General features: G+C 61.6%; 20 protein-coding genes. 13 read left to right on the forward strand and 7 right to left on the reverse strand.

Going from position 1 to position 25,853, the window contains the following annotated elements; translation table 11 throughout:
* Nucleotides 1-40: 40 nt before the first annotated feature.
* The 6 genes from B9Z33_RS10605 to B9Z33_RS10630 all read left to right on the forward strand — a co-directional run bounded on the left by B9Z33_RS10605 (nt 41) and on the right by B9Z33_RS10630 (nt 6,095).
* Nucleotides 41-1,588 carry a YdiU family protein gene (locus B9Z33_RS10605; RefSeq protein WP_108286932.1) on the forward strand — a complete coding sequence of 516 codons (1,548 nt, stop codon included), beginning with the start codon at nt 41-43 and terminating at the stop codon, nt 1,586-1,588.
* Nucleotides 1,585-1,992 carry a peptide-methionine (R)-S-oxide reductase MsrB gene (gene msrB, locus B9Z33_RS10610; RefSeq protein WP_369916731.1) on the forward strand — a complete coding sequence of 136 codons (408 nt, stop codon included), beginning with the start codon at nt 1,585-1,587 and terminating at the stop codon, nt 1,990-1,992. The genes B9Z33_RS10605 and msrB overlap by 4 nt, the downstream gene beginning before the upstream one ends.
* Nucleotides 1,993-2,035: 43 nt before the next feature.
* Nucleotides 2,036-2,578, forward strand: coding sequence for a septation protein A (locus tag B9Z33_RS10615; RefSeq protein ID WP_108286934.1), 543 nt, complete (start codon nt 2,036-2,038; stop codon nt 2,576-2,578).
* Complete coding sequence (locus B9Z33_RS10620) at nt 2,575-2,847, forward strand: BolA family transcriptional regulator (protein WP_108286935.1); 273 nt, start codon at nt 2,575-2,577, stop codon at nt 2,845-2,847. The genes B9Z33_RS10615 and B9Z33_RS10620 overlap by 4 nt, the downstream gene beginning before the upstream one ends.
* 83 nt (nt 2,848-2,930) lie before the next feature.
* Nucleotides 2,931-3,704 (forward strand): peptidylprolyl isomerase, encoded by a 774-nt coding sequence (locus tag B9Z33_RS10625; protein ID WP_108286936.1) that lies wholly within the window; start codon nt 2,931-2,933, stop codon nt 3,702-3,704.
* Between the two features lie 420 nt (nt 3,705-4,124).
* On the forward strand, nt 4,125-6,095 hold the full coding sequence (locus tag B9Z33_RS10630) for a U32 family peptidase (protein WP_108286937.1): 1,971 nt from the start codon (nt 4,125-4,127) through the stop codon (nt 6,093-6,095).
* A gap of 37 nt (nt 6,096-6,132) precedes the next feature.
* Here the strand turns inward: B9Z33_RS10630 and B9Z33_RS10635 are convergent, their stop codons facing one another.
* Genes B9Z33_RS10635 through purL form a run of 3 tightly spaced genes read right to left on the reverse strand, consistent with a single transcriptional unit; the run spans nt 6,133 to nt 13,962 of the window.
* A complete protein-coding gene (locus tag B9Z33_RS10635) occupies nt 6,133-6,513 on the reverse strand; it encodes a cystatin domain-containing protein (protein WP_108286938.1) in 381 nt (126 codons plus the stop codon).
* A gap of 9 nt (nt 6,514-6,522) precedes the next feature.
* A complete protein-coding gene (locus B9Z33_RS10640) occupies nt 6,523-9,936 on the reverse strand; it encodes a DEAD/DEAH box helicase (protein WP_108286939.1) in 3,414 nt (1,137 codons plus the stop codon).
* Between the two features lie 27 nt (nt 9,937-9,963).
* On the reverse strand, nt 9,964-13,962 hold the full coding sequence (gene purL / locus B9Z33_RS10645; RefSeq protein ID WP_108286940.1) for a phosphoribosylformylglycinamidine synthase: 3,999 nt from the start codon (nt 13,960-13,962) through the stop codon (nt 9,964-9,966).
* Between the two features lie 136 nt (nt 13,963-14,098).
* On the opposite strand from purL, the gene map reads away from it, so the two are divergent.
* Nucleotides 14,099-14,914, forward strand: coding sequence for a type I methionyl aminopeptidase (map, locus tag B9Z33_RS10650; RefSeq protein WP_108286941.1), 816 nt, complete (start codon nt 14,099-14,101; stop codon nt 14,912-14,914).
* 1 nt (nt 14,915) lies between these two features.
* Nucleotides 14,916-17,555, forward strand: a complete 2,640-nt coding sequence (locus B9Z33_RS10655) for a [protein-PII] uridylyltransferase (RefSeq protein WP_108286942.1) — start codon at nt 14,916-14,918, stop codon at nt 17,553-17,555.
* A gap of 72 nt (nt 17,556-17,627) precedes the next feature.
* Here B9Z33_RS10655 and B9Z33_RS10660 read toward each other — a convergent pair whose 3' ends face one another.
* On the reverse strand, nt 17,628-20,132 hold the full coding sequence (locus B9Z33_RS10660) for a YgiQ family radical SAM protein (protein ID WP_108286943.1): 2,505 nt from the start codon (nt 20,130-20,132) through the stop codon (nt 17,628-17,630).
* A 148-nt stretch (nt 20,133-20,280) separates the two neighbouring features.
* Between B9Z33_RS10660 and B9Z33_RS10665 the strand changes: the two genes are divergently transcribed.
* From B9Z33_RS10665 to B9Z33_RS10675, 3 genes are read left to right on the forward strand one after another with little or no spacing between them, the layout of a single operon-like run.
* Nucleotides 20,281-20,880 carry a YigZ family protein gene (locus tag B9Z33_RS10665; protein WP_108286944.1) on the forward strand — a complete coding sequence of 200 codons (600 nt, stop codon included), beginning with the start codon at nt 20,281-20,283 and terminating at the stop codon, nt 20,878-20,880.
* 18 nt (nt 20,881-20,898) lie between these two features.
* Nucleotides 20,899-21,504, forward strand: coding sequence for a chromate transporter (locus B9Z33_RS10670; RefSeq protein ID WP_108286945.1), 606 nt, complete (start codon nt 20,899-20,901; stop codon nt 21,502-21,504).
* Entirely contained in the window at nt 21,501-22,103 is a 603-nt protein-coding gene (locus B9Z33_RS10675; RefSeq protein WP_108286946.1) for a chromate transporter, read from the forward strand. Before B9Z33_RS10670 ends, B9Z33_RS10675 begins: the two co-directional genes overlap by 4 nt.
* Before the next feature lie 18 nt (nt 22,104-22,121).
* Here B9Z33_RS10675 and B9Z33_RS10680 read toward each other — a convergent pair whose 3' ends face one another.
* The 3 genes from B9Z33_RS10680 to B9Z33_RS10690 all read right to left on the reverse strand — a co-directional run bounded on the left by B9Z33_RS10680 (nt 22,122) and on the right by B9Z33_RS10690 (nt 24,111).
* Nucleotides 22,122-22,472 carry a hypothetical protein gene (locus B9Z33_RS10680; protein WP_108286947.1) on the reverse strand — a complete coding sequence of 117 codons (351 nt, stop codon included), beginning with the start codon at nt 22,470-22,472 and terminating at the stop codon, nt 22,122-22,124.
* 152 nt (nt 22,473-22,624) lie between these two features.
* Nucleotides 22,625-23,359, reverse strand: coding sequence for a 23S rRNA (guanosine(2251)-2'-O)-methyltransferase RlmB (gene rlmB / locus B9Z33_RS10685; protein ID WP_108286948.1), 735 nt, complete (start codon nt 23,357-23,359; stop codon nt 22,625-22,627).
* A gap of 62 nt (nt 23,360-23,421) precedes the next feature.
* Nucleotides 23,422-24,111 (reverse strand): ABC transporter ATP-binding protein, encoded by a 690-nt coding sequence (locus B9Z33_RS10690; protein ID WP_108286949.1) that lies wholly within the window; start codon nt 24,109-24,111, stop codon nt 23,422-23,424.
* Between B9Z33_RS10690 and B9Z33_RS10695 the strand changes: the two genes are divergently transcribed.
* Together B9Z33_RS10695 and mnmH are read left to right on the forward strand one after the other, a co-directional pair.
* Nucleotides 24,110-24,760, forward strand: coding sequence for an arylesterase (locus B9Z33_RS10695; RefSeq protein WP_108286950.1), 651 nt, complete (start codon nt 24,110-24,112; stop codon nt 24,758-24,760). The two genes, B9Z33_RS10690 and B9Z33_RS10695, sit on opposite strands and share 2 nt — an antisense overlap.
* On the forward strand, nt 24,757-25,818 hold the full coding sequence (mnmH, locus tag B9Z33_RS10700; RefSeq protein WP_108286951.1) for a tRNA 2-selenouridine(34) synthase MnmH: 1,062 nt from the start codon (nt 24,757-24,759) through the stop codon (nt 25,816-25,818). The genes B9Z33_RS10695 and mnmH overlap by 4 nt, the downstream gene beginning before the upstream one ends.
* Nucleotides 25,819-25,853 lie beyond the last annotated feature (35 nt).

The raw sequence follows: 25,853 nt of genomic DNA on the forward strand, positions 1-25,853 counted from the left end.
AAACCCGGGGTACTTGTCAAGGGCGTGACAATCAAGGCCTATGCATTCAGCCCACTTGAACCCGCCAAGCCCTGCCGACGATGCGCCATCCGTGCTGGCATGGACCCACCGCCTGACGCAATTGGGCCCGCAGTTTTTCACCCGCCTGCAGCCCACGCCCTTGGCCGCCCCCCGGTGGGCCGCCCGCAACCAAGCCTTGCGCGCCGAACTCGGCTGGCCTGCCGAAATCTTTGATGACGATCACCTGCAAGCCCTGGCGGGCAATGCGCGGATGGTGGGCTCGGACCCACTGGCCACGGTCTACAGCGGCCACCAATTCGGCCAATGGGCGGGGCAACTGGGTGATGGCCGAGCCATCTGGCTCGGTGAGGCCGCTTCCAAGCAAGGTCCGCAAGAAATCCAGCTCAAGGGCGCGGGCCGCACCCCGTATTCACGCGGCGGCGATGGGCGGGCCGTGCTGCGCTCCAGCATCCGAGAATATTTGTGCAGCGAAGCCATGCACGGTCTTGGCATTCCCACCACCCGGGCCCTGAGCTTGGTGGCTTCGCCCGAGCCGGTGCGCCGCGAAGAGATCGAAACCGCCGCTGTGGTGGCCCGCGTGGCCCCCAGCTTTTTGCGCTTCGGTCACTTCGAGCACTTTTCGGCCCAAGGCGACACCGACAGCCTGCGCACCCTGGCCGACCACGCTGTGGCCCACCACCTGCCCGAATGCCGCGAACGCGCCGCGCTGTGGCAAGGCAATGTGTACGCCGCCCTGCTTGACGAAGTGCAAGAACGCACCGCCAAGCTCTTGGCGCAGTGGCAAGCGGTGGGGTTTTGCCACGGGGTGATGAACACCGACAACATGAGCCTCTTGGGCCTGACCATCGACTACGGCCCCTTTCAGTTCATGGACGGCTTTGACCCCGCTCACATTTGCAACCACTCGGACCACCAAGGCCGCTACGCCTATGGCCGCCAGCCCAACGTGGCGTACTGGAATCTGTATTGCCTGGCCCAGGCCCTGGCGCCCTTGATAGACGACCACGACATGACCTTGCAGGTGCTGGAGGGTTACAAAACCCTGTTCCCCCGCTACCTGGGCGACGCGATGCGGGCCAAACTGGGCTTGGTGGGCGACCTGCCCCCCGAATCCGAGCGCGAAGCCGACTGGACGCTGGTGGAAGACCTGATGCAGTTCATGGCCTCGGAAAAAGTGGACTTCACCCTGTTCTGGCGTGAGCTGAGCCAGGCGGTGGCGCAGCCATCGCCCACAGACGTCGCAGCGCCTGCGCGCTGGAGCCGCATCACCGATCTGGTGCTGGACCGCCCTCGCCTGCTGGACTGGCTGGCGCGCTACACCACCCGCGCAGGAGCTGACAACCTGCCCGCCATGGGCAAGCACATGCTGCGCACCAACCCCAAGTTTGTGCTGCGCAACCACCTGGCTGAAGTGGCGATCCGCCAAGCCAAGGCCGGTGATTTTTCTGAAATCGGCACCTTGTACAACTTGCTACAGTCACCCTACGACGAGCACCCGGGCTTTGAAGCCTATGCCGCCCTGCCGCCCGACTGGGCGGGCCAACTGGAAATCAGCTGTTCATCATGAGCCAAATCACCAAAACCGAACAAGCGTGGCGCGAGCTGCTGGCCGCCAAAGGCGCCGAGCCCGTGGCCTATGCCGTGACCCGCCAGGCCGCCACCGAGCGGCCCTTCACCGGCAAATACGAAGGCCACTGGGCCAGCGGCATTTACCGCTGCATCTGCTGCGACGCCGAATTGTTCAAATCCGACACCAAGTTTGACGCTGGCTGCGGCTGGCCCAGCTTCTCGCAAGCCTCGGCCGACGGGGCCATTGAAGAGCGGGTCGACACCAGCCACGGCATGCGCCGGGTCGAAACCGTGTGCGCCCAATGCGGCGCGCACTTGGGCCATGTGTTTGAAGACGGGCCAGCGCCCACGGGCTTGCGTTATTGCATGAACTCCGCTTCGTTAGACTTCGAGCCTTCCTGACCGAACACGGCTGCGCCTTCCAAGCAGCCAACTGACCCATTCCATGAAATTCATCCTCGACTTTTTCCCCATCCTGCTGTTTTTTGGCGCGTACAAGATGGTCGAAATCTACACCGCCACAGCGGTGCTGATGGCGGCGACCGTGCTGCAAACGGCGATCATCTACAAGATGGATGGCAAGCTGCAAGCCATGCACAAAATCACGCTGGTGCTGGTGTTGGGCTTTGGTGCCCTGACGCTGGGCCTGCACGACGAGCGCTTCATCAAATGGAAGCCCACCCTGCTGTACTCGGGCCTGGCCATTGCCCTGGCCGTGGCGCACTGGTTCATGAAGAAAAACTTTTTGCACATGCTGCTGGGTACGCAACTGCAGCTGCCGCACGCCGTTTGGAACAGGCTCAACCTGTCCTGGATGCTGTATTGCATTTTCATGGCGTCGATCAACGGCTATGTGGCCGCATATTTCAGCACCGAAGATTGGGTCAATTTCAAGCTCTGGGGTTATGTGTTTCCTGTGGTCTTCATCCTGGGCCAAGGCCTGTACATCTCGCGCTATTTGCCCAAAGACGAAGGCGAACAGAAATGAGCACCGCCGCCTTGCCTTTGAGTGAGCAAATCCACGCCCGCCTGACCGAGCGGCTGCAACCCACCGCGCTGCGGGTGATCGACGAAAGCGCCCAGCATGCCGGTCACATGGGTGCCAACGACAGCGGTCAAGGCACGCACATGCGTGTGTGCATTGCTTCACCTTTGTTTACACCGCTCAACCGTGTTCAGCGTCATCGCCTTGTGTATGATGCGCTGCAAGATTTCATTGACCAAGGCCTGCACGCCCTGGCCATCGAGCTGATCTGAACCCGGGCCGTCACCGAATGGTGACCGCCCCTTTTTTTGAACCCTTGATTCAACCCTGACACAACGTCATTGAGGAAAACAGAATGAAAAAGCAAATGCTCAGCGCCGCCCTGGTGGCCTTGCTGGCGGTTCCCGCCCTGGCGCAAAACCTGGCCGTGGTCAACGGCAAGCCCGTGCCCTCTTCGCGCGTCAATGCGCTCAAGCAGCAAGTCGAAGCTTCTGGCCGCCCTGTGACGCCCGAGGTCTTGGCCCAGATCAAAGAAGAGCTGATCGCCCGCGAAATCTTCATGCAAGAAGCCAAAAAGCAAGGTCTGGACGCCTCTGACGAGTACAAAACCCAGATCGAACTGGCCCGCCAAACCATCCTGATCCGTCAGTTGTTTGCCGATTTCCAGAAGAAAAACCCGGTGACTGACGCCAACATCAAGGCCGAATACGACAAATTTGTCGCAGCCAACGGTGGCAAGGAATACCGCGCCCGCCACATCCTGGTGGAAAAAGAAGACGAAGCCAAAGCCCTGATCGCCGACATCAAAAAAGGCGCCAAGTTTGAAGACTTGGCCAAGAAGGCTTCCAAAGATCCAGGCTCCGGTGCCAACGGTGGTGACCTGGACTGGGCTGCAGCTGGCAGCTATGTGCCTGAGTTCTCGGGTGCCATGGTCAAGCTGGAAAAAGGCCAGATGACCGATACGCCCGTGAAGAGCCAGTTCGGCTTCCACATCATTCGTGTGGACGACGTGCGCGAAGCCCAGTTGCCCAAGCTGGAGGAAGTCAAACCCCAGATTGCCCAGCAATTGCAACAGCAAAAACTGAGCACTTACCAAGAGAGCCTGCGCAGCAAAGCCAAGATCCAGTGATCTGAATCTGCTTGTCTTGAAAAACGCGACTTCAGTCGCGTTTTTTGTTGGTGCGGTGGTCGGATGTGGGGCCTTCAGAGGGGCCACTTGGCGCAGTTGGGCAAAAGGCTTGGGCGCGGGCTGGGGTTCAGAGGCGCTTCGCTTTGCCACATCACCCCAACCCGCACCCAAGCCTTTTGTGGGGCGTCTCTGGAGAGCTCACCCCAAACTGTCGGAGCCCTCAGGCCCGGCTTGGCTGACAACCACCCGAAGGCAGCGCTGAGAATCACGCCTGCAATAGAACCACGAACGCCCATGCCCTGAATCGGTGGGCACTGGCTAGGGCGATGTGGCAAAGCGAAGCGCCTCTGAGCCCCGGCCAGTGCCCGCCGCTTCAGGGCTCCCCAACTCACAACAAGCAAGCTGGGATAATCCAACCCCATGCAGCCTCACCAACTCGAACTCCTCGCCCCCGCCCGCACCTTCGACATCGGCATCGAAGCCATCAACCATGGTGCCGATGCGGTCTACATTGGCGGCCCGTCATTTGGGGCGCGATCCACGGCGGACAACTCGATTCAGGACATTGCCAAGCTGGTGCAATACGCGCACCGCTTTCACAGCCGCATTTTTGTCACGCTCAACACCATCTTGCGCGACGATGAATTGGAAGGCGCTCGCAAAATGGCTTGGCAGCTGTACGACGCGGGTGTGGACGCGTTGATCGTTCAGGACATGGGTCTGCTGGAGATCGACATGCCGCCGATCCAGCTGCACGCCAGCACCCAGACCGATATCCGCACGCCCGAAAAAGCCAAGTTCCTGCAAGACGCCGGTTTGAGCCAGATCGTGCTGGCCCGCGAACTCACGCTGCCGCAGATCAGCGCGATCCGCGATGTGATCGACACTGAGCGCACGGTGATCGAGTTCTTTGTGCACGGCGCTTTGTGCGTGGCCTACAGCGGCCAGTGCTTCATCAGCCACGCCCATACCGGCCGCAGTGCCAACCGGGGCGATTGCTCGCAGGCTTGCCGCCTACCTTATGAAGTGAAAGACGCGCAAGGCCGCATCGTGGCGCACGACAAGCATGTGCTCAGCATGAAGGACAACAACCAGAGCGAGAACCTGCGCGATCTGGTGGACGCGGGCATTCGCAGCTTCAAGATCGAAGGCCGCTACAAGGATATGGCCTATGTGAAAAACATCACGGCCCATTACCGCAAGCTCTTTGACGAAGTGCTGACCGAACGCCCCGAATTGGCTGCCGCTTCGCATGGCCGCACCACCTTCAGCTTCGAGCCCGATCCGAACCAGAACTTCAACCGCGAGTTCACCGACTACTTTGTGCAAGGCCGCAAGGAAGACATTGGCGCGTTTGACACCCCCAAAAACCCCGGTCAAACCATCGGTTGGGTCAGCAAAGTGACCGCTGAGCACATCGAGCTCACCACCGACAACCCGGCCACCGAGCTGCACAACGGCGATGGGCTTTGTTATTACGACCTGCAAAAAGAACTGGTGGGCTTGCAGATCAACCGCGCTGAGGCTCAAAAAGCCAAGGGTGTTTGGCGTCTGTTTCCCAAAGACCCGATGGACGGCTTCAAGGACTTGCGCCAAGGCGTGCAGGTCAACCGCAACCGCGACATGAGCTGGGTGCGCACGCTGGACAAAAAGTCTGCTGAACGGCGCATGGGCGTGTGGATGCAACTGGCCGAAACAAGCAGCGGTCTGCAACTGACCCTGACCGACGAAGCGGGCCACACCGGCACAGCGCAAATGGCCATCGCCTGGCAAGCCCCCAAAGACAGCGCTCAAGCCGAGGACAAACTCAAAACCGCTTTGGGCAAACTGGGCGACACCCTATTTGAACCGCTGGATGTGCAAGTGGCCCTGCCACGCCCCTGGTTTGTGCCGCCCTCACAGCTCAATGCTCTGCGCCGCGATGCCGTGCAGGCACTGGAAACAGCACGCGCGCAAGGTCTGCACCGCCTGCCGCGTGCAGTGCCGGTGGAGCCGCCCGTGGCTTACCCCGAAGACACACTCACCTATCTGGCCAATGTGTTCAACCAAAAAGCCCGCGACTTTTACGCCAAGCACGACGTGAAGGTCATTGATGCGGCCTATGAAAGCCAGGAAGAGTTGGGCGAAGTCAGCCTGATGATCACCAAGCACTGCGTGCGTTTCAGTTTGAGCCTGTGCCCCAAACAAGCCAAAGGCGTAACGGGCGTGCAAGGCACGGTGAAGGCCGAGCCCATGCAGTTGATCAACGGCAAAGAAAAGCTCACCCTGCGCTTTGACTGCAAACCCTGCGAAATGCATGTGGTGGGCAAGATCAAGAAGTCGGTGCTCAATGCCGTGCCCGAAAGCCCTGTGCAGTTCTACAAGAGCAGGCCCGTGCAAGGCATGCACTGATCGGTCAACCCTTGAACAGGGTTGTCAATCGCTTCCCTTAACGGGCCTGCCACATCCATTCTGTGAGTTCATAACGTCCATCCAGCTTGCGCCAGACTTTGGTTTGCGCGATGCGCGCTGCGCCGTCCTGCGTCACCTGGAGCTGCAGCTGGTAGTTCAGCCCGGCCACTACCTGCTGACGCGCTTGCGTCACGTCTTTGAAGAGGACGCGGCTTTTGCTTTGAACAGCAAAAGTTTGGACGGCAAATCTCGCAGCCTCCTGCACATCCGGGCTCATTGCATCGGCTTGCGACCATTCCCCAGCTTGTTGCGTTGACGCGGCCTGCACGGCTGCTTCCGAAGGTGTTTTCACGTCAGGCGAGCACGCCACGAGTACGCCAACGGCCATGACGGAGGACAAAGTCCAATTGAGCTTCATCCGAGACTTTCAACCCAAAGGCTTGAGCAATTCATTCAGATCGGACTCGCCAAACAGCGGTTCCTTGCGCTGCACGGCACCTTCGTACATGTCTTGCGCCAGCTGGGCTTTGCGCTCTTGCAGGGCCAGCATGCGCTCTTCGATGGTGCCTTGTGCCACCAGCTTGACCACCCACACATTTTTTGTCTGGCCGATGCGGTGGGCGCGATCCGTGGCCTGGTTTTCCACGGCGGGGTTCCACCAAGGGTCATAGTGGATAACGGTGTCGGCCTGCGGCAGGTTCAGTCCCACACCGCCGGCCTTCAGGCTGATCAGGAACAGGGGCACCTCGCCGCTGGTGAACTTGTCAATGATGGCATCGCGGTTTTTACTTTGGCCTGTGAGCTTGACCCACGGGATGCCCAAACCGGGCAAGGCTTCTTCGATCAGGCCCAGCATTTCGGTGAACTGCGAGAACAGCAAAATCTTGCGGCCCTCGGCCACCATCTCGGGCAGCATGTCCAAGAGCTGGGTCAGCTTGGCCGATTCGCGCACTTGGGCTGCGGCGCTCAATTTGAGCAGGCGCGGGTCGCAACAGACCTGGCGCAACTTGAGCAGCGCATCGAGGATGGTGATTTGCGATTTGCCCAGGCCTTGGGTGCTCAAAGCCTCGCGCACGGTTTTTTCCATGCCCAGACGGATGGTTTCGTACAGGTCGGCTTGCTGGCCTTCCAGCGGCACAGGCATCAAGGTTTCGATCTTGGGCGGCAATTCGCTGGCCACCAGGTCTTTGGTCCGGCGCAGCATGAAGGGCGTGATGCGGGCGCGCAGTTGGGCCATTTTTTCGGTGCTGCCCTGGCGCTCGATCGGGTTGCGGAAGAGCTCCGTAAAGCGCCGCTGGCTGCCCAGAAAGCCGGGCATCAAAAAGTGAAACTGGCTCCACAACTCACCCAAGTGGTTTTCAATGGGCGTGCCCGACAGGCACAGCCGGTGCACCGCCGGGATTTCGGAGACCACTTGCGCGGCGTTGGTGTTGGCGTTTTTGATGTTCTGGGCTTCGTCGAGCACCAGCAGGTGCCAGGGCACTTCCAGCCACATTTCGCGATCTCGCGAGAGCAGCGAATAGGCGGTGATGACGACATCAAAGCGGCAGAGTTCTTGCGCCGTTTCGTGGCGCGACAGGCCGTGGTGAATGTGGGTGGTCAGGTCAGGACAAAAGCGGGCCGCTTCGCGCTGCCAGTTGCCCAACAGGCTGACCGGGGCCACGATGAGCGCCGGTTGCGTCAGGCGTCCGGCTTGCTTTTCGGTCAGGATGTGGGCCAGCGTTTGCAGCGTCTTGCCCAGGCCCATGTCATCGGCCAGGATACCCGCCAGGTGGTGCTCTCGCAAAAACTGCAGCCAGTTCAAGCCCTGCTGCTGGTAAGGGCGCAGGGTGGCTTGCAGGCCTACAGGCAGCGGCACTTCGGCAAGCGCTGTCGCGCCTCGCATCTGCTGCACCAAAGCCAACAGGTTGTGGGCCCCTTGCCAGACCGCACCTTCCCCCAATGAGGCTGCAGTGCGCAAAGCGTCCAGACGCGACAGGCGCAGCGAGTCACCATCCCAATCGTGGCCGCGCTCGCCGTGCAACTCCATCAGCATGCTCAGCCAGGGCTTGATCTTGGCGGTCGGCAGCTTCACATACCCAGGCCCTTGCAAGTCGGGCAGGTACAAATGGTCGGGTACACGGTCCGCTTGTTCACCGTCCAGGGCCGTCACCGACAGACCGGACCGGGCCAAGGCTTTGAGGATCTCGGGCACCCAGGGCAAGATATTCACCCGCTGTCCATCAATGTCCATGCCCAACGACAAATCAAACCAGGGCGATGTGTCTTCGACGCCCTCTTCAGCACCCTGTCCGCTCATGCGCACATGCACATCGTCGGCCAGGCGCAGCCAGTGGTTCAGGCCTTCGCGGCTGTGGACATCGAAGCCGGCATCGCGCAAGGGCGCAAAGTCCGATTCGAGCCAGTCCAGCCACAGGGCTTGCCCATCGGGGCCGGGCATGCCCAACAGGTTGTCGTCCCACAGTTGAAAGCCCAGATCGTCCAGCAGGTCCCAAATCTCGCGCTCGGCATCCAGATCGCGCAACACCATGCGCGCCTGGGCACCTTGCCCAACCACCACACGTGGTTGGTGGTGCGACCAATACCCGACGCAGTCGGCATACTGAAACTTCAATTCGGCCTGAAACAGCCCTTGCTCGCTGCGCAAGTGCATGGGCAAGGCGCTGATGTGCAACACGCCCACTGGGGCGATGCCACGAATTTCGGGCATTTTTTCGATCATGGGCGGCAAGGGCAAAGGGCCCATCGCATCCATCAACTGCTGCTGAAACTTCACCGCCACGCGCTCAGGCAAGACCGGTGCCTGCGTCAGCAGCAAGACCTGCTCGGCGCTCAGGCCTTGCGTGTCCAGCAACCCACACGTGCCCTGCTCGGGATCGACAAACAAGGGGGGCTCATTCAAGCCATGCACCACACCTGCCTGCGCCGACTGCATGTGCAGCCTCCAGCCCTCGGGGCTGTTGTCTTGCGCGGGCACGGCCTGCCAGTTGCCGCTGAACACCACCGGCTGATCGCTCCAAACCAGAGGCAGCAGGTTTTTGCCGTCCTCCCACATCAGGCGGCCCGTGCTGCTGCACAGGCGCAGCAGCAACTCGGCGGCCGCGCCTTGCAACTTGACCGCACTTTGAAAACCGTAAGAGCTGAAACTGTTGGTGGCCGGGCAAGCCTTCATCAGGTCAAAAATGCCCTGCTCACCTGGCTCACACGTGCGCCAGATCGGGTCACTGGGCAACGGCTGGCTGGTGAACCTTTTGGGTTTGGTCCACGCTCCGTTGGGCTTGGACACCGCCTGCTTGATGCTCAGATGGAAAACAGGCCTCTGGCCCGTGGTGGCCGCAGACAGGCAATACAAAAAATGTTCATGGGCTTTGCCGGGCAGCGAAAAACCGGTCTGTGCATCGGCCGCTTGCAAGCGGGCCAGCCAGTCACGCACCTGGTATTCGGATTGTTGCAAGGCCCGTTGCTGACGCACCTGGATCTGCTGCTCCGAGTTTTCGGCGTCATCGCCAGCCTGTGCCAAAGGGTCGCGCAGGGACACGCCCTGCATGGCGACAAGAATGCCCAAGGCCGCGCCGTGCTTGCACATGCGACCCACAGGGCAAGTGCAGGTGGCACGCCAACCTTGCAGGTTGCCCCCCTCGGACACGCGCAAATGCGCAGTCACTCGGTACGGCTCCTGAGACGAGCCCTCAACTTCGGCGTCAACGCGCCAGTCGTCACCCTCAGGCGTCAGCTGTGCCGACAGCACCTCGTTCTTGAGGTAGAGCGCAGTGCCTTTGGCCCAAGAGTTGGAGTCAAAGTAAAACGCCAGCTGAGAGGGCGGAAACCATTGCTCAGACATCGCGAAACACGCATGCGCAGACCATCATCAACCCACCCACTTGCGGGCGTTTTGCCACACGCGCAGCCAGGGGCTGGTGGATGAGATGTCGCCACCTTTGCTCAAGTCTGTCCAGCTCATCTGCACATTGCGGAACACGCGCTCGGGGTGCGGCATCATGGCCGTGAAGCGCCCGTCGGCGGTGGTCACGGCCGTGAGGCCCCCCGCGCTGCCGTTGGGGTTAAAGGGGTACTGTTCAGTCGCCTGACCGTGGTTGTCCACAAAGCGCATCGCGCCAAGGGCCTGCGCCGCGTTGCCCCGGTGCTTGAAGTTGGCAAAGCCCTCGCCGTGCGCCACGGCAATCGGCAGGCGGCTGCCCGCCATGCCTTGCAAAAACAAGCTGGGGGAATCGAGCACTTCAACCATCGAGAGACGGGCTTCAAAGCGCTCGCTCTGGTTGGTGGTGAAACGCGGCCAGTCTTGCGCGCCGGGGATGATGTCGGCGAGTTCGGCAAACATCTGGCAGCCATTGCAAACACCCAGACCAAAGGTGTCGGTGCGGCCAAAGAAGCCTTTGAACTGATCGGCCAGCGCCGGGTTGAAGGTGATGCTGCGCGCCCAGCCGATGCCTGCGCCCAGCGTGTCGCCGTAGCTGAAGCCACCACAAGCCACCAGGCCCTGGAAGTCGGCCAAGTTGGCGCGGCCCGATTGCAGATCGGTCATGTGCACGTCGTGCGACTCAAAGCCCGCTTTGTGGAAGGCGTAGGCCATTTCCACATGCGAGTTAACGCCCTGCTCGCGCAGGATCGCCACCTTGGGGCGCGACAAATTCAGGAATGGTGCGGCCACGTTCTCGGCCGGGTCAAAGCTCAGCGCCACATGCATGCCGGGGTCGCTGGCCTGGCCTGCGGCGGCGTGTTCTGCGTCGGCGCAAGCGGGGTTGTCGCGTTGCTGGCAAATCTTCCAGCTCACACTGTCCCAGACCTGATGCAGGTCTTCGAGTTTGGCGGCAAACACCTCTTTGGTGTCGCGCCAGATGCTGAGTTCGCCCACGCCTTTTTGAATGGTGGATTGCACAGGACGGGTCTTGCCGATCACATGCGTGTGCTTGGACAGACCGTGCTCGCGCAGGGTTTGCAGCACCGCATTGCGGTCAGCCGTGCGCACCTGCAGCACCACACCCAATTCTTCGTTGAACAGGGCTTTGAGCGTGAGTTCTTCGCGGCGGGCGCTGACCTGCCCCGCCCAGTTTTTGGCGTCGCCGTGGTCGGCGCGGCTGTCAGAAATGCCGTCGCCCTCGGTGACCAGCATGTCCACATTGAGGGCCACACCCACATGGCCTGCAAACGCCATCTCGGCCACAGCGGCCAGCAAGCCGCCGTCGCTGCGGTCGTGGTAGGCCAGGATCTGGCCCTTGGCGCGCAAGGCGTTCACGGCCTTGACCAGGCTGACCAAGGTTTGCGGGTCTTCCAGATCGGGCACGCTGTCACCAAACTGGTCCAACACCTGGCCCAGCACGCTGCCGCCCATGCGGTTGCGGCCTTGGCCCAGGTCGATCAGCAGCAAGCTGGTGTCGTCGGTCTGAGCATCGAGTTGCGGCGTGAGCGTGCCGCGCACGTCGGGCAAGCTGGCGAAGGCGGTGATGATCAGACTGACAGGCGAGGTGACCTTGCGGGTTTCACCGTCAGCCTGCCACTGCGTGCGCATCGACAAGCTGTCTTTGCCCACGGGGATCGAGATGTCGAGTGCGGGGCACAGTTCCATGCCCACAGCCTTGACGGTTTCATACAAAGCGGCATCTTCGCCCGGCTCGCCGCAAGCGGCCATCCAGTTGGCCGACATCTTGACGCGGGGCAGCTCAATCGGCGCGGCCAGCAAATTGGTGATGGCCTCGGCCACGGCCATGCGGCCCGAGGCTGCGGCGTTGAGCGAAGCCAGCGGTGTGCGCTCGCCCATGCTCATGGCTTCACCGGCAAAGCCTTGGTAGTCGGCCAGGGTAACGGCCACATCGGCCACAGGCACTTGCCATGGGCCAACCATCTGGTCGCGGTGCGTCAGGCCGCCCACGGCGCGGTCGCCGATGGTGATCAAAAAGCGCTTGGACGCCACAGTGGGGTGGCTCAGCACGTCGATCACAGCTTTTTGCAAACTCACACCTGTGAGGTTCATGGCGGGCGACTGGCGCACCACGGTGCTTACATCGCGGTGCATTTTGGGCGGCTTGCCCAGCAGCACGTCCATGGGCATGTCGACAGGTGATTCCTGGCCTTTGTCTTCCAGCACCAGTTGACGCTCGTCGGTCGCCACACCGATCACCGCAAACGGGCAACGCTCGCGCTCGCAAAAAGCGGTGAACTGGTCCAGCGATTCGGGCGCGATCGCCATCACATAGCGTTCCTGGCTCTCGTTGGACCAAATTTCTTTGGGTGACAGGCCCGATTCTTCGAGCTTGACCGCCCGCAGGTCAAAACGTGCGCCCCGACCGGCATCGTTGGTCAGCTCAGGGAAGGCGTTGGACAAGCCGCCTGCGCCCACGTCGTGGATCGCCAAAATTGGGTTGGCAGCACCTTGCGCCCAGCAGTGGTTGATGACCTCTTGCGCACGGCGCTCGATCTCGGGGTTGCCGCGCTGCACCGAATCAAAGTCCAGATCAGCGGCGTTGGTACCGGTGGCCATGGAGCTGGCCGCACTGCCACCCATGCCAATGCGCATGCCGGGGCCGCCCAGCTGGATCAGCAAGCTGCCCGCCGGGAATTCAATTTTTTGGGTTTGTTCGGCGTCAATCTGGCCCAGACCGCCCGCGATCATGATCGGCTTGTGGTAACCGCGCACCACACCGTCCACGGTCTGTTCGTATTCGCGGAAATAGCCCAGCAAATTGGGACGGCCAAACTCATTGTTGAACGCCGCGCCACCCAGTGGGCCTTCGGTCATGATTTGCAAAGGGCTGGCGATGTGCTCGGGCTTGCCGCCCGGCTGGTCGCTCAAACCGCCCCAGAGTTTGGACACAGTGAAGCCCGACAAACCCGCCTTGGGCTTGGAGCCGCGACCGGTGGCGCCCTCGTCGCGGATCTCGCCGCCTGCGCCCGTGGATGCGCCAGGGAATGGCGAAATCGCTGTCGGGTGGTTGTGGGTCTCGACCTTCATCAGCACATGGTGCAAGGCTTGTTCGCTCTGATAAGCCGCGCCCTGCCCTGAAGTTCTGGCCACAAAACGCTCCACCGTGTGGCCTTCCATCACCGAAGCATTGTCCGAATAGGCCACCACCGTGTGCTGGGGGCTCAGCTGGTGCGTGTTGCGGATCATGCCAAACAGGCTCTTGGGCTGGGCCACGCCATCGATCGTGAACTCGGCGTTGAAAATCTTGTGGCGGCAGTGTTCGCTGTTGGCCTGCGCGAACATCATCAACTCCACATCGGTGGGGTTGCGCTGCAAGCCCGTGAAGGCTTTGACCAAATAGTCAATTTCGTCTTCGGCCAGGGCCAGTCCCCAGGTCTTGTTGGCCGCTTCAAGTGCAGCGCGGCCACCGCCCAGCACATCCACATGGTCCATGGGTGCAGGGTCGAGTGCGGTGAACAAGGCCGCCGCCTCATCGCGGTTGGGCATGGCCGATTCGGTCATGCGGTCGTGCAGCACAGCGGCCACTTGGCCCAATTGCTCGGCGCTCAGTTTGGCGGTGCTGAGCAATCCAGACTTCATCGTCAGGCGGTATTCCGTCAGGCGTTCCACCCGGCGCACCTCAAAACCGCAGTTGTGGGCAATGTCGGTGGCCTTGGATGCCCACGGCGACACGGTGCCCAAGCGGGGGCTGACCACAATCACGGGGCCGTCAACTGGGCCAGCATAAGGCTCGCCATAGCTCAAGAGCGCCGACAAAGTCTGCTTTTGGGCATCAGCCAAAGGCGCGGTCGTGGCCACCAAATGCACAAAACGTGCAGAAATACCCTGGATTTGCGGCGAAATATCGGCCAAACGTGGCAAAAGCTGGGCAATGCGAAAGTCGCTGAGGGCGTTGCCGCCTTCGAAAGTCGTGATGTGCAGGGACACGGGGTGGCCTTGTAGAAAGAGACGGAAAACCGTAGCGCCGGGGCCGCTGACTGGGGCTGACCGGCAAAGGCATTATTTTAGCCGGGGAAACCCTGCCCCACGATCGTTTTCACGCCGAATGGGATAATCCAAGACTATGACCATCACCATCAAAACCGCCGAAGACATTGAAGGCATGCGCGTCGCTTGCCGACTGGCTGCCGAAGTCCTCGACTACATCGGGCCCTTCATCAAGCCGGGCATCACCACCAACGAAATTGACAAGCTGTGCCACGACTACATGGTCGATGTGCAAGGCTGCATCCCCGCCCCGCTCAACTACGCGCCGGGCGGCTACAAGCCCTACCCCAAGTCGATCTGCACCTCCATCAACCACCAGGTCTGCCACGGCATTCCGAACGACAAGCCCCTCAAAAAAGGTGACTCGCTCAACATCGACATCACCACCATCAAGGATGGCTGGCATGGCGACACCAGCCGCATGTTCCATGTGGGCGAAGCGTCGATTGCCGCCAAACGGCTGGCCAGCCTGACCTATGACGCCATGTGGAAAGGCATTGAGCAGGTCAAGCCCGGTGCTCATTTGGGTGACATTGGCCACGCGATTCAGAAATTTGCCGAGGGCCATGGCTTCTCGGTGGTGCGTGAGTTTTGTGGCCACGGCATTGGCCGAGGGTTTCACGAAGAGCCGCAAGTGCTGCACTACGGCAAGCCCGGCACCCTGGTGGAGCTGGTGCCCGGCATGATTTTCACCATCGAGCCCATGATCAATGCGGGCAAGCGCGACATCAAGGAAATGGGCGATGGCTGGACCATCGTGACCAAAGACCATTCCTTGTCGGCCCAGTGGGAACACACCGTGGTGGTCACCGAGACCGGCTACGAAGTCCTGACCTTGTCTGCGGGTGGCCCAGCCATTCCTGCCTTCATCACAGAAAAAGCTGCTGCCTGAGATGAATCCTCAGGCCCCATCTGCGGAATTGGCCGATCTGGCCCTGCTGCGTGAGACCTACAAGCACGACAAAGCGGCGGTTTTGCACACGCTGGCCAACAGCGGCGCGCTCACCCGGGGCTTGAAGCAAACCCTCAGGCAGTTGTCCATCCTGGCCGATGGACTGCTCATTCAGTTGTGGCAAAAGGCGGGCTTTGCGCCAGAGCTGTGTCTGGTTGCGGTGGGCGGTTTTGGCCGAGCCGAACTTTTTCCGTCCTCCGATGTGGACGTGCTGGTGCTTTTGCCCAACGGGCAGTCGCCAGAAAACACCCCTGAATTGCAGGCCCAGCTGGAACGCTTCATTGGCAGCTGCTGGGACACGGGCCTCGAGATCGGCTCCAGCGTGCGCACCCTGAGCGAGTGCCTGGCCGAATCGGCCAAAGACATCACGGTGCAAACCTCGCTGCTGGAGTCGCGCCGCGTGACGGGCAACACTCGCTTGTTCACCGAGTTCCAAAAGCAATACCAGGCGGCCATGGATCCGCAGGCTTTTTTGGTGGCCAAAACCCTGGAAATGCGCCAACGTCACACCAAGTTTGAAGACACCCCCTATGCGCTGGAACCCAACTGCAAAGAGTCGCCCGGCGGCCTGCGCGATCTGCAAATGATTTTGTGGGTGGCCCGAGCCGCAGGCTTGGGCCACAGCTGGGACGAGTTGGCCCGCAAAGGCTTGGCCACGCCGCTCGAAGCCCGACAAATCAAACGCAACGAAGCCCTGCTGGGCCTGATCCGCGCCCGGCTGCACTTACAGGCCAAGCGGCGAGAAGACCGGCTGGTGTTTGACCTGCAAACCAATGTGGCGGAGTCTTTTGGATATGCCTCGGATGTCACGCCCGAGGGCCGCTTGGCCTTGCGCGCCAGCGAAAAGCTGATGCGCCAATACTATTGGGCTGCCAAGGCCGTGACCCAGCTCAACCAGATTTTGCTGCTCAACATCGAAGACCGGCTGAAAGCAGACCGGGGCGAAATCGTCAGCGATTTCCGGCCCTTGAACGAGCGCTTTTTTGAGAAAGCGGGCTTGATCGAAGTGGCTAGCGACGACCTGTACCAAAAGCACCCGCACGCCATTTTGGAGACCTTTTTGCTCTACCAGGCCACGCCGGGCGTGAAAGGTTTTTCGGCCAGAACCCTGCGTGCGCTGTACAACGTGCGGGCCGTGATGAACGGACGCTTTCGTGCCGATCCAGTCAACCGCACCACTTTTTTACAAATTCTGCAGCAACCGCAGGGCATCACGCACGCCATGCGCCTGATGAACGAAACCTCGGTGCTGGGCCGTTATTTGTGGGTGTTTCGCCGCATTGTGGGCCAGATGCAGCACGACCTGTTTCACGCCTACACGGTGGACCAGCACATCTTGATGGTGCTGCGCAATGTGCGGCGTTTTTTCATGGCCGAGCACACACACGAATACCCGTTTTGCTCGCAGTTGGCGGGCGGCTGGGACAAGCCCTGGATTTTGTACACCGCCGCCCTGTTCCACGACATCGCCAAGGGCCGTGGCGGTGACCACTCCAAACTGGGCTGCGCCGAGGTTCGCTCTTTTTGCCGCCAGCACCAAATCGACAAGGAAGACGCTCAACTGATCGAGTTTTTGGTGAGCGAGCACCTGACCATGAGCCATGTGGCCCAAAAAGAAGACCTGAGCGACGCCGAAGTCATTGGCCGCTTTGCCCAGCGCGTGGGCAACGAGCGGCGGCTCACTGCCCTGTATTTGCTGACGGTGGCCGACATCCGTGGCACCAGCCCCAAAGTGTGGAACGCCTGGAAAGGCAAACTGCTGGAAGACCTGTACAAGTCGACCCTGCGCGTCTTGGGCGGCCGTGCACCAGATGCCAACGCCGAGGTGGAGGCGCGCAAGCGCGAAGCCCTGATCGAGCTGGCCCGCCAAGCGCAACCGCACGAAGGCCACAAGGCCCTGTGGGACACGCTGGATGTGAGCTATTTCATGCGCCACGATGCGTCTGACATCGCCTGGCACGCACGCCAACTGTCGCGCCATGTGGCCCTGCCCGCCCCCGATCAGCCTCGCACCATCGTGCGCGCTCGGCCATCACCTGTGGGCGAAGGTTTGCAAGTGCTGGTGTTCACACCCGACCAACCCGACCTGTTTGCCCGCATTTGCGGCCACTTTGACCAATCGGGCTTCAGCATCTTGGACGCAAAAATCCACACCACCCGCACCGGCTGGGCGCTGGACACTTTCCAGATCGTCACCACCATGCTGCCCGAGCACTACCGTGAGCTGATGACCATGGTCGAGTCGGGCCTGACTCAAACGCTGGAACGCCAAGGCCCCTTGCCCACACCAACCAAAGGCCGGGTTTCGCGCCGCGTGAAAAGCTTTCCGGTCACGCCAAGGGTCACCCTCAAACCGGATGAAAAGGCGCAAAACTGGCTGCTCAGCATTTCGGCCAGCGACCGCAACGGCCTGCTTTACAGCATCGCCCGCGTGCTGGCCCAGCACGGCATCGACTTGCAACTGGCCAAGATCAGCACCTTGGGCGAGCGCGTCGAAGACACCTTCTTGATCAGCGGTGCCGAACTGCAGCAAAACAAGGCGCAGATCGAGATCGAGACGGAGTTGCTGGCGGTGTTGTAAGCAACTTGAAGCCCCCGAAGCCCGCAGACCACACGCCCAGAGCGCGCAGCCAGAGACACTGTAGCTTGCGGCTCAGCCCTTCTTGCGTGGCGGCAAACCCGTGTGCTGGGTCAGCAATTGACCTTTTTTAGGTTGCCCCAGGCGCTTGGGTGCGGTAGACAGGGCCACTGATGACTTCTCGCCCGCGCCGGTGCTGTTCTTGCGCCGGGCGCTTTTGTAGCCGTCTTCGGCCAGCGGCTGCCAGTTCGGGATCAAATGGTGTTTGCCGTTGCCGATCAAATCCGATCGGCCCATGGCCTTGAGTGCTTCGCGCAGCAGCGGCCAGTTGTTGGCGTCGTGGTAGCGCAAAAAAGCTTTGTGCAGGCGGCGGCGTTTGTCGCCTTTGACCACGTCCACCTTTTCGCTGTCGCGGGTGATTTTGCGCAGCGGGTTACGGGTGGAGTGGTACATGGCCGTGGCGGTGGCCATGGGGCTGGGGTAGAAGGTTTGCACCTGGTCGGCCCTGAAGCCGTTCTTTTTGAGCCAGATAGCCAAGTTCATCATGTCTTCGTCGCTGGTGCCGGGGTGGGCGGCGATGAAATACGGAATGAGGAACTGCTTTTTACCGGCCTCTTCGCTGTACTTGTCGAACATCGACTTGAAGCGGTCGTAGGTGCCGATGCCCGGCTTCATCATCTTGGACAGCGGGCCGCCCTCGGTGTGCTCGGGCGCGATCTTCAGGTAGCCGCCCACATGGTGCTGTACCAGCTCTTTCACATATTCGGGCGACTGCACGGCCAGGTCGTAACGCAGGCCGGAGCCAATCAGGATTTTCTTGATGCCCTTGAGGGTGCGCGCCCGGCGGTACATGTTGATCAGCGGGCCGTGGTCGGTGGTCAGGTTCTGGCAGATGCCGGGGAACACGCAGCTCGGTTTGCGGCAGGCCGATTCGATCTCGGGGCTCTTGCAGCCCAGGCGGTACATATTGGCCGTGGGGCCACCCAGGTCAGAGATGACGCCCGTAAAGCCTTTGACTTTGTCACGGATGTCTTCCACCTCGCGGATGATCGATTCTTCGGACCGGCTCTGGATGATACGGCCTTCGTGCTCGGTGATGGAGCAAAAGGTGCAGCCGCCAAAGCAACCGCGCATGATGTTGACCGAGAAGCGGATCATTTCCCAGGCGGGGATCTTGGTCGCGTGGTCGTGGCTGCCGTTCTCGTCGGCATAGCGCGGGTGCGGGCTGCGGGCGTACGGCAGGTCGAACACATGGTCCATCTCGGCCGTAGTCAGCGGGATGGGCGGCGGCGTGATCCACACGTCACGCGCAGTGTGACCTTCGCCGTGCGCTTGCACCAGACAGCGGGCGTTGCCGGGGTTGGTTTCCAAGTGCAGCACGCGGTTGGCGTGGGCGTAGAGCACCGCGTCAGACTTGACCTGCTCGTAGCTGGGCAGGCGGATCACGCTCTTGTCGCGCGGGGGCACTTTGTGCGTGCCTTTGCCGCGCAGGGGGCTTGGGGAAGCCGGAATACCTTCGCGAGCAGGGGCTCGCTCCCACGAAGAATCTGTTGCCTCGCTAGAGGCCAGCGGTGCAACAGCGATTGCTGACTGACCAGTGGAAGCTTGCGCTGAAGCAGTGGAAGCGCCACCCCCTGTGGGAGCTTGCCCCTGCAAGCGAGTGCTCGAACGGGCAGCACCCGTGGCATTGGGCACAAACTTCAGAGGCTGCGTCTTCTGGTTTTCACCATCGGCCACGGCCTGAGCTTCTTCTTCACGGGCGCAAGTGGCGCCCTGCTCGCGAGCCTGGTCCGAAATCATCAAATACGGGTTGATGTGCGCTTCCACATGGCCGGGGGTGTCCACACTGGTGGAGTCGATCTCGAACCAGCCTTCTGGCGTTTCCCGGCGCACAAAGGCGGTACCGCGCACGTCGGTGATCTGCTGCACCGGCTCGCGGGCAGCCAGGCGGTGGGCGATCTCGACAATCGCCCGCTCGGCGTTGCCATACAAAAGCAGGTCGCATTTGCTGTCCACCACAATCGAGCGGCGGACTTTGTCAGACCAGTAGTCGTAATGCGCGATGCGGCGCAAGCTGCCTTCGATGCCGCCCAGCACGATGGGCGTCTCAGGAAAAGCCTCGCGGCAGCGCTGGCTGTAGACGATGGCGGCGCGGTCAGGCCGCTTGCCGCCCACGTCGCCGGGGGTGTAGGCGTCGTCGCTGCGGATTTTGCGGTCCGCCGTGTAGCGGTTGATCATGGAGTCCATGTTGCCGCTGGTCACGCCCCAAAACAGATTCGGTTTGCCCAGTTCTTTGAAGGCCTCGGCGCTGGTCCAGTCCGGCTGGGCGATGATGCCGACCCGAAAACCCTGGTTTTCCAGCATGCGGCCGATCACGGCCATGCCGAAACTGGGGTGATCAACGTACGCGTCGCCCGTCACCAGCACGATGTCGCAGCTGTCCCAGCCCAGTTGGGTCATTTCGGCGCGGCTCATCGGCAAAAACGGGGCCGTGCCAAAGCGCTGCGCCCAGTACTTGCGGTAACTGGTCAGTGGTTTGGCGTCGCGCGGGAAAAAAGAGACGTCGGTGAAGGCGTTCATGGGCTCGGTATCAGGGGTAACCCGCTAGTGTAGGGGTTTGGGGGTGGGCTTGAGAAACCAGCGGGTATTACAGATCATGTGCCCGAATGCGCCCTGCCCCCGGTGCATGAATCGGCCAACGCGCCGCAGCTTGCCCGACAATCCCGGCATGCCGTTTTCTCTCGCCGCCCCTGCCCACCACGAATTGGTCATCAAAAAGAGCCGTTTCATCGCCTGCATCGAGCCCGTAGCCGGGCGCGAAGAAGCGCAGGCCCGGGTGGCCCAGCTCAAAGCCGAGCACCCCGATGCGGCCCACGTGTGCTGGGCGCTGCTGGCGGGTGGCCAGTCGGCCGCCAACGACGATGGCGAGCCCGGCGGCACCGCTGGACGCCCCATGCTGGACGTGTTGCGACACCAGGATTTGCAAGGGGTGATGGCCTCGGTGGTGCGCTATTTTGGGGGCGTCAAGCTGGGTGCAGGCGGGCTGGTGCGGGCTTACACCGATGCGGTGGCGCAGGCCCTGCTAACGGCAGAAAAAATCCCGCTGATCAAGCAAGCGCAGCTGGCCTGCAGCGTGCCCTATGCCCTAGAAGGGCTGGTGCGCCGAGAGGTCGAGTTGGCGCAAGCCCAGCTTCAGGACGTGGTGCACGGCAGCGTGGTGACCTTGCACTTTGCGCTGCCACAAACGCAGGCGGCAGACCTGATGGCGCGCCTGAGTGAAAGCGGTCGCGGCCAGCTGGTCTGGTTGGACACAGACATGGCCGAATAAGAAAACCGAACAAGGATAATGCCGCCCATGCCAGAAAATGCGCCCCTGAACCAACCTAGGTCCAAAACCGATCTGTTTGTCTCCTTCACCGTCTTGGCCTTGCAGGGTTTTGGGGGCGTGCTGGCGGTGGTGCAACGCGAACTGGTTGAGAAAAAGCGCTGGATGACGCGTGAACAGTTTGTCGAGGACTGGGCCGTGGCCCAGATCATGCCCGGCCCCAATGTGGTCAATCTGTCGCTCATGATTGGCGGTCGGTACTTCGGCTTGCCCGGTGCATTGGCAGGCCTGGCCGGCATGCTGGCGGCGCCCATGGTGGTGGTGCTGTTGCTGGCGGTGGCCTTTGGCGGCGTGTCGGACGCCCCTTGGGCACAAGGCGCCTTGCGCGGCATGGGCGCTGTGTCGGCAGGGCTCATTGCCGCCGTCGGCCTCAAACTGATCAGCGCCTTGCGCAGCAACCCGATGGGCATGCCGGTGTGCATCGCGCTGGCTGCGGCCAGCTTTGCGGGGGTGGGTCTGTTGCGCTGGCCCCTGGCCTACGTTTTACTGGGCACTGGCTTGCTTGCCTGCGGCTGGGCTTATTGGCAGCTGGCCCAACAAGCCAGCCGGGCCGCAGACGCGCCATGAACCCGGTGCTGCACCTGTCGGCACAGGATTGGCTGAGCCTGTTCAACCACTTTGCTTCGCTGTCGCTGTTGGCGGTGGGTGGCGCCATCACCACCGCACCTGACATGCACCGCTATTTGGTGGACGAAACGCATTGGCTGAGCGATGCGCAATTCACCTCGTCCATCGCGCTGGCGCAAGCCGCACCTGGCCCCAACATCTTGTTTGTGGCCCTGATGGGCTGGAACGTGGGACTGAACGCCGGGGCCGGCTTGGGCGGCGGTTGGGCGAGTCTGGGCTTGGCCAGTATGGGCGTTTTGGTCACCATGCTGGGCATCATGCTGCCCTCTTCCGTGCTGACCTACATGGCCACGCGCTGGGCGCATCAGCACCGCGAAAAAATCGGCATTCGGGCGTTCAAGTCAGGCATGGCGCCCATCGTGATCGCCCTGCTGCTGGCCACCGCATGGCTTTTGACCATGAGCCACCAGCAGCCTGCCAAAGACTGGCCACTTTATGTGCTGACAGCCCTGACCACCTTGGTGGTGTGGCGGACCAAGGTCCACATGCTGTGGCTGATTGGCGCGGGCGCCCTGCTGGGCGGCTTGGGTTGGGTCTGAGCCCGCGATCGGCCCGCTTCAGCGCGGGTTCTCGAAGAACACGGTGTTCGAGTAATCGCTGACCTCGAAATAGACCTTCTTCTCGCCGGGGTCGACCTGCATGTTCAGGTTTTCATCGAGGACGCCATAGCCGTAGCGGTAAGAGCGTGGCATTTTGTCGTCGGTGCCCAAAGCGGTGCTGACCTTGTCCACCTTCAAAAAGCGTCGCACCACCTTGTCGCCGGCATAGACCTCCATCACGCCATTGGTGCCTGTCCAGTTCTGGATGTCACGGCTGATCTTGTTTTGCTGCTCCTGGGTGCAGGCGAGCAAAAAAAAGGTCGGCAGCACTGCGGCGATCAGCGTGATGCGGGTGGTCGTTGGTTTCATGGTGCAACTCCTAGGTCAATGATCAGGATGGCTGTTTTGGGCGCGAGCCCCTGCTCGCGAATATGAGGTCTGGTGCAGGTGGTCAGTTAACCCCCATTCGGCCGCAGGGGCGGCCTTGCACAGAAACTGAAATACCTGCCAAAAAGGCTGGCTCAGCTGCGCTGGCGCAGCGCTTCGTACAAGCACACGCCACTGGCCACCGACACGTTCAGGCTTTCCACTGCGCCGCGCATCGGAATGCTCACCAGCTCGTCGCAGTTCTTGCGGGTCAACTGGCGCATGCCTGCGCCTTCGGCACCGAGCACCAAGGCGGTGGGCACTTTCAGGTCGGCCTGGTAAATCGTGCGCGGCGCGTCGTCGCTGGTGCCAACGATCCAGATGCTGCGCTCCTTGAGTTCGCCCAAGGTGCGCGCCAGGTTGGTGACCATGAAATAAGGCATGGTTTCGGCTGCGCCGCTGGCCACTTTGGCCACGGTGGCGTTGATGCCTGCCGCATGGTCTTTGGGGGCGATGACCGCGTGCGCGCCTGCGCCATCGGCCACGCGCAAACAGGCACCCAAGTTGTGCGGATCGGTCACGCCGTCCAGCACCAAGAGCAAAGGCGGGCCTTCAACGGTGTCCAGCAGATCGTCCAGCGAGTGGTTCTGGGGAATTGGCGCAACCATGGCCACCACGCCTTGGTGGCCGTGGCCCCCGGCCAGTTTGGCCAGGCGCTCACCGTCCGATTCGATCAGGCGCATGCCCGAATCGCGGGCCTTGTCGATGAACTGGCGCATCCGCGCATCGCGGCGGGTGACCTCGTAATGGATTTCAACAACGGATTGGGGGGCGATCTTGAGGCGAACGCCCACGGCATGAAAGCCGAACAGCACTTTATGGGATGACATGGCTTGATTATCGTTGGTCCGCCGCACGCCGCTTTCAGGACGGCGGCGAAGGGCGCTGGGTTTCAGGCCCGGGCGTCCGTCGCTTCGGACAGGCGACCGGCCTGGATCACCAGGCTGCGCTCGCAGCGGGCAGCCAACTGGCGGTCGTGCGTGACCAGTACCAAGGTCGTGCCTTGTTCGCGGTTGAGCGCGAACATCAAATCCATGATGGCTTCGCCCGTGGCGTGGTCCAGGCTGCCTGTGGGTTCGTCGGCCAGCAGCAAATCGGGTTGCACCACAAAGGCACGGGCCAAGGCCACGCGCTGCTGCTCCCCGCCACTGAGCACTTTGGGCAGGTGTTTCAGGCGCTCGCCCAGACCCACGCGTTGCAGCATGACCGTGGCGGTGCTGCGGGCATCGGGGCGGTCCGCCAACTCCAGCGGCAGCATGACGTTTTCAAGTGCCGTGAGGTTGGGCATGAGCTGAAAGCTCTGGAACACAAAACCCACATGCTGGGCCCGCACTGCGGCGCGTTCGTCTTCGGTCAAATCAAACAGCGATTGCCCTGCCAACACGACCTGCCCGGTGCTGGGTGTGTCCAATCCCGCCAAAATGGCCAGCAAAGTGCTTTTGCCCGAACCGGAAGCACCGACAATAGAGGCTGTTTCGCCCGCGTTCAAGGAGAAATCGATATCGCGCAAAATGTCCAGTTGCCCACTGGCATCCTGCACACTTTTCGAGACGCCACGCACGGCAATGATGGATTCAGGCATGCACAAACCTTTGTTAAGACGACGTCACTTTAACTGGACCCTGCTGGCCCTTGCCGGCTGGGGCTTTGTGGCACCTGCGCAGGCGGCAACGCCTCAGCGCATTTTGGTGGTGGGTGACTCACTGAGCGCCGAGTACGGCCTGGCCCGTGGCACGGGCTGGGTGGCCTTGCTGCAAAAACAGCTGGCCCGCGACAAGCCCGGCGTGCAGGTCATCAACGCCAGCATCAGCGGCGACACCACCTCGGGCGGGCGTTCGCGCCTGCCTGCCCTGCTGCAAAAACACCAGCCCAGCCATGTGATCATCGAGCTGGGGGGCAACGACGCCTTGCGTGGCCTGCCCCTGAACATGACGCAAGACAACTTGCAGGCCATGACCCGCCAGGCCCAAGCCGCTGGCGCGCAGGTCATTTTGCTGGGCATGCAGATGCCACCGAACTATGGCCCCGACATGGCCAAGCAATTTGAAGCGGCCTATGCCCAAGTGGCCAAAAGCCAAAAAGCGGCGCTGGTGCCTTTTTTCCTGAAAGGCATTGGCGATGACCCGGACCCGCTCAAATGGTTCCAGGCCGACCGCATCCACCCCAACGAAGCCGCGCAGCCGCGCATGCTGGCCAACATCTGGCCCACTTTGAAGAAACAACTGAAATGAGCGTTCACCTGATCTCGGCCGCAGAGGCCATGGCCCAACTGAACCAGTTTGATGCCATCCTGGACGCGCGTTCTGAAGGCGAACACGCCGAAGACCACCTGCCCGGGGCCCTGAGCTGGCCCTCGCTGAACAACGAAGAACGCATCAAGGTGGGCACGCTGTACAAACAGGTCAACCCCTTTGAGGCACAAAAAGTGGGCGCCGCCCTGGTGGCCAAAAACATTGCCCGCCACATCGAAACCCATGTGATGGACAAGCCCCGCAACTGGCAGCCGCTGGTGTATTGCTGGCGTGGGGGCAAGCGCAGCAACTCGCTGGCGCTGATCCTCGGCCAAATCGGCTTCAAGGTGCACCTGATCGAAGGCGGCTACAAGGCGTTTCGCAAAGAGGTGATGGAAGACACCCCACGCCAGGCGCAGCGCCTGCAGTTTCAGGTGTTGTGCGGCCCCACCGGCTCGGGCAAAACCCGCTTGCTGCAGGCTTTGGCGCAAGAAGGCGCGCAGGTGCTGGACCTGGAAGCCATTGCCTGCCACCGCAGCTCCGTGTTGGGCTTGATTCCGGGCACGCCACAACCCACGCAAAAAGCCTTTGACACGCAGGTGTGGGATGCGCTGCGCGGTTTCAGCGCGGACCGCCCGGTGTATGTCGAGGCCGAGAGCAAAAAAGTGGGCAACCTCACGGTGCCTGCCGAGCTGATGGTCGCCATGCGGGCCAGCCCCTGCCAGAGGGTGGACCTGTCGCTGGAAAACCGGGTGAACTTGCTGCTCGAAGACTATGCGTTTTTCACACAAGACCGCGCCCTGTTTGCCGACCGCCTGGAGCGGCTGGTGGCACTGCGCGGCAAAGCCGTGGTGGAAGGCTGGCAAGAAAGAATCGAACGGGGAGAGATGCGCGAGGTGGTCACAGAGCTGCTGTCAGGCCACTACGACCCGGGCTACGAGACCTCGACGGGGAACAACTTTGTGCATTACGCCAAAGCCCCCTTGATCACGCCTGCCAGCCACAGCATGGCCCACATGCTGGCACTGGCCCGTGAACTGCTTGCAAACGCCGCCTGAAAGGCGTGCATATGCTTTCAGTCAGCGGTCGCTTG

This window comes from Limnohabitans sp. T6-20 (assembly GCF_003063505.1).
Taxonomy (GTDB): domain Bacteria; phylum Pseudomonadota; class Gammaproteobacteria; order Burkholderiales; family Burkholderiaceae_C; genus Limnohabitans_A.